Below are 3171 nucleotides of genomic sequence, written 5' to 3'. Positions count from 1 at the left end.
GAAATCGGAGCCGGGCCTTCCGCGTGAACGTCCGGAAGCCAAGTGTGAGTAGGAGCAAGTCCTGCTTTGGTTCCAAAGCCGATTAGAGCGAATATAAAGATAAGCTTAGCGGCATCGCCATTTAAATTTTTGGCATTATCCATAATGCTCGTCCAAAGCATCGAGGCCTCGCCGTCGCCTGTGATTTTGAATGTAGCCGCATATAGTAAAACGGTCGCATAAAGCGCAAACGCTAAGCCGATCGAGCAGATAACTATATATTTGTAACCGCTCTCGGTAGATTTTTTGTCTTTATGAATAGCGACCAAAAATACCGAAGCTAGCGTAGTGGCCTCTACCGCAGCCCACATAAACGCAACGTTGTTACAGATCACGCTAAGCGTCATCGTAAAAACGAAAACGTGGCAGAGCGCATAGTATTTTCTAAGATCGCTAAGATCCAGATGACCGCTCTGTATCTCCCATTTCATATAGGTGGTGGAGTATAAATTTACCAAAAAGCCCGTTACGGCGATTAGCACTAAAAATACGCAACCTAGGCTATCTAGGAATAGGAATTTATCGTATGCGTAAAACGCCTCGGCATTACCGCTTAGAAGCTTGCCTACGTTACAGAGTAGCCCTGCGGATGTAACCGCAGAAATCAAAACGTGTAGCGTGCTTAGGAGCTTGAAATTCTTAGGGCATAAGAATAATATCAGCGCTCCGAGCAACGGAAAAATTAATATAAAAGCTAAACTATTCATCATTAACCCCTTAAATTCGAAGCTTTAGACGTATCAAGTCCGTCATAAGCTTTGTAAAATCTAATCGCCAAAATGCTCATAATAATAACCGCAAAGATTGCATCGGTTAAAATTCCAAGCTCGACTAGCTCGTGAGAGTTGTAAGCCATAAGCGCAAGGCTTAGGTGGATGCCGTTTTCAAATAGGCAGTAGGCTAGAATTTGCTTGATGAAAGAATTTCTTAGCATGAAGCCAAAAATTCCCATCATAAATACAGTTACTGCCGCTATTAGAACGATTCTTTCTTGAATAAGAGAGAATTGAAGCAAGATCGGATTGATTGTCATCGCAATTGCTAGCGAAAATCCCATCGCGATAACGGGACTTACGAAAAAGCCGCCTACCGGCTCATCCTCGCTGATCACATCCAGCTTTTTAACTAGCCAAAATAAAATTCCCGGCACGAAAATAACCTTCGTAAAAAACGCCACTATCGCCCAAATTCTAAGCTGCGACGCATTGAAGTTAGAATACAGCATAAAAAATATGCTTACCAAAAGTAGCGTCTGAATCGCGTAAATTCCGATCGAAAGCTTTAAATTTCTAAGTCCGAATACCGCAAGTGACGTTACGATCATACAAATTGCTAAAATATCGATACTATTCATCTTAAAATCCTACTACGTAAAGCGTTAATGCCGCAAAAGCAATGGCAAGAGCGCCGCATGAAATTTTGCGCATGCTCGAAGTCATTCTGAAGCGTGGTCCAAAGTTGTCGATGAAAACGGCTGCTACGTAAAATACGCCGGTTTTTAGCACAAAGATTATGATCGCTAAAAGCGGATTGCTAAAATTCCACGGCTCAAATATCGTTAGGAATAATCCGATCATCGCAAATTGCTTCAAAATAAGCGCCGCTTGCACTAAGCCTAGATCGCTACCTGCATATTCGCCCAAAAGTCCTTCTTGAAGCTCTTGCTCGGCTTCGGCAAGATCAAATGGCTTTCTGCCGGTCTCGACATACATACACCATAAAAATGCAATCGAGGCGACGGCAAAGCTTGGAATTTGATAGCCGATCTGACCGCTGCGTACCATCTGCTGGATCTCAACTAAATTTGAAGTTCCCGCAGCCATCATTACTACAATTAGGCACATCATCATCACAGGTTCGACAAAAACGGCAAGCATCTGCTCACGTCCACCGCCGGTTGCCGCAAAAGGGTTACCGCTATCTATCGAAGCCGCACCGAATACGAAGCGCAAAAGCGCGCCTAGATATAGGATAACGAAAATATCCGAATACGCTCCGAAAAGAGTATCTTTGCTGTATGTAATAGGAATAGCCGCCAAAATCGCTGCCGAAGTAGCGAATAGGAAAAACGGCGCCCACCTAAATACCCAGTGGCTGCACGCAGGAACGGTCCTACCGCGCTTAAAAAGCTTAATAATATCGCGGTAAGTCTGGAAAAAATCGCTTCCTTGTTTCGACTGAAGCTTGGCTCGAAGTTTTCTAGCCATACCGTCGAAGAGTGGAGCGACTAGGACGATAACCGCGACTTGAAATATCATTAAAAATATAGTTTGTATAGTCTGCATCTTAAACCTCCTAGATCAAGAAATATCCGACGCCCAGTATCGCGCAGAGATAGATTAGGATGTAAAGCGTATATAAATTTGCATAGCCGCTTTGAATAATTCCTATCTTATCGGCGATCTTCTTACTCCAATCGATTACCGGTTGATAAATCATCGTCCACCAAATGTCTTGTGGGTGGTTGTGATACTCGATCGGTCCGAAGTAGCCGTTTTGCTCTATTCTGCGTTTATGACCTCTAAATAACCAGTCCATAATCTTTCTTAAATCGCCGGTAAAAGGACCGCCGGTCATCTGCATGCGAGGGCTATATTTAAAACCGCATGCCCAAGGATCTGTCTCGCGAGGTTTGTCGCGATTTGCTTTCATAACTGCTAGGATGATAAACGGAAGCAGCATTGTAGAACACAAAATTAATGCAATAAGAGGAGTTGAAACGATACTTCCCAAAGGCGAAGTGATTGACGAAGCGCCTAGGCTTGCGACAAATTCTCTATTGGAAGTGATAGAATTTACCGCCTGCATTATGTAATCGACTATGAAGTGTGCGCCTACGCCAAATCCCACGCAGCCTATCATCAAAATGATCATTCCTAAAACCATTCCTAGTGGGCTTTCTTTTGCATTTTCCCAAATTTTTTCATCCCTTGGGGTTCCTGCGAAGATTACCGCATAAAGCTTAAGGTGCATACCGACCAAAACGCCGGTAAGTGCAAGAGCGACCACTGCTAAAGAGAAGGCATATCTAATGAAAATTCCGCTTTCCTTAGCACCTTGAAGCATTCCTTGATAGGTAAACCACTCTGAAACGAAGCCGTTCACGTAGTTCGTGCTTTTGATGATGAAAAT

3 protein-coding genes and 1 pseudogene are annotated in these 3171 nt (G+C 43.6%); all 4 read right to left on the bottom strand.

The window, feature by feature from the left end:
• Positions 1-746 (bottom strand): proton-conducting transporter membrane subunit (locus Q0095_RS01145; protein ID WP_297880584.1); only part of this gene is annotated, 746 nt, incomplete at its 3' end.
• Between the two features lie 2 nt (positions 747-748).
• Positions 749-1393 carry a hydrogenase 4 membrane subunit gene (gene hyfE, locus Q0095_RS01140; protein WP_297880582.1) on the bottom strand — a complete coding sequence of 215 codons (645 nt, stop codon included), beginning with the start codon at positions 1391-1393 and terminating at the stop codon, positions 749-751.
• Between the two features lies 1 nt (position 1394).
• A complete protein-coding gene (locus Q0095_RS01135; protein WP_005871895.1) occupies positions 1395-2324 on the bottom strand; it encodes an NADH-quinone oxidoreductase subunit H in 930 nt (309 codons plus the stop codon).
• 10 nt (positions 2325-2334) lie between these two features.
• Positions 2335-3171: pseudogene (locus tag Q0095_RS01130) on the bottom strand (hydrogenase 4 subunit B); the annotation flags it as partial.

This window comes from uncultured Campylobacter sp. (assembly GCF_938045535.1).
In the GTDB taxonomy this organism is placed as follows: domain Bacteria; phylum Campylobacterota; class Campylobacteria; order Campylobacterales; family Campylobacteraceae; genus Campylobacter_B.
Note: the sequence above shows the minus strand (reverse complement) of the source record. Positions and strands in the feature narration are given on the sequence as shown.

Excerpts from the sequence above, each read along its gene's own strand:
- hyfE (WP_297880582.1), bottom strand. The coding sequence starts at position 1,393 with ATGAATAGTATCGATATTTTAGCAATTTGTATGATCGTAACGTCACTT.
- Q0095_RS01135 (WP_005871895.1), bottom strand. The coding sequence starts at position 2,324 with ATGCAGACTATACAAACTATATTTTTAATGATATTTCAAGTCGCGGTT.